The organism is Candidatus Paralachnospira sp. LCP21S3_A2, from assembly GCF_052118925.1.
GTDB lineage: Bacteria > Bacillota > Clostridia > Lachnospirales > Lachnospiraceae > Lientehia.
Window position 1 is genome coordinate 1 of sequence record NZ_JBQKGG010000042.1, and the last position, 1,354, is coordinate 1,354.

General features: G+C 53.4%; 1 protein-coding gene. It reads left to right on the plus strand.

The features are described 5' to 3' along the window. Positions 1–1,354: formate--tetrahydrofolate ligase (locus ACTQ3K_RS12575; protein ID WP_441568232.1), on the plus strand; the 1,354-nt coding region annotated here is incomplete at both ends.

Below are 1,354 nucleotides of genomic sequence, written 5' to 3' on the forward strand. Positions count from 1 at the left end.
TTCGGTGTAAAGGGCGGCGCAGCAGGCGGCGGCTATGCACAGGTGGTTCCCATGGAGGATATCAACCTTCATTTTACCGGTGACTTCCATGCCATCGGTGCAGCAAACAACCTGCTGGCAGCAATGATCGACAACCACATCTTCCAGGGCAACGCGCTGAACATCGACCCCAGAAAGATCACCTGGAGAAGATGCGTGGATATGAACGACCGTCAGCTTCGTAACGTAGTAGACGGCCTTGGCGGAAAGACCAACGGAATGCCCCGTGAAGACGGCTATGACATCACCGTTGCTTCCGAGATCATGGCAGTGCTCTGCCTGGCAAGCGACATCACCGATCTGAAGGCAAGACTCGGCCGGATCATCATCGGATACACCTACGGAAAGGTTTCCGAGCAGAAGCCCGTTACCGCTCATGATCTTCATGCAGAGGGTGCAATGGCAGCTCTGTTAAAGGATGCGTTAAAGCCCAACCTGGTACAGACCCTGGAGGGAACTCCTGCCATCGTTCACGGCGGCCCCTTCGCAAACATCGCACATGGCTGCAACTCTGTAACGGCAACCAAGATGGCATTAAAGCTGGCTGATTACACCGTAACAGAGGCTGGCTTCGGCGCAGACCTTGGTGCTGAGAAGTTCCTGGATATCAAGTGCCGTATGGCTGGCTTAAAGCCCAATGCAGTTGTTATCGTAGCAACCGTAAGAGCACTGAAATACAATGGCGGCGTTGCAAAGGCCGACCTGAACAATGAGAATCTGGAGGCTCTGGAGAAGGGACTTCCGAACCTGCTGAAGCATGTAAGCAACATCACCAATGTTTACAAGCTGCCCTGCGTGGTTGCCATCAACGAGTTCCCGACCGATACTCAGGCAGAGCTTGAGCTGGTTGAGAAGAAGTGCAAGGAGCTTGGCGTAAATGTAGTTCTTTCCCAGGTATGGGCAAAGGGCGGCGAAGGCGGCGTAGCGCTGGCAGAAGAGGTTGTAAGACTCTGCGAGCAGCCCAATGACTTTACCTTCTCCTATGAGCTGGATGGAAGCATTGAGGATAAGTTAAACCAGATCGTTCAGAAGATCTACGGCGGAAAGAGAGCTGTTCTGACAGCGAATGCTCAGAAGCAGGCTGCTCAGCTGGAGGCTATGGGTTATGGAAACTGCCCGATCTGCGTAGCAAAGACCCAGTACAGCTTAACAGATGATCAGACAAAGCTTGGTGCTCCCACCGACTTTGAAGTAACCGTAAGAAACCTGAAGATTTCCGCAGGCGCAGGCTTCATCGTAGCGCTCACCGGTGAGATCATGACCATGCCCGGACTGCCCAAGGTACCCGCGGCTGAGAAGATCGATGTAGATGAGA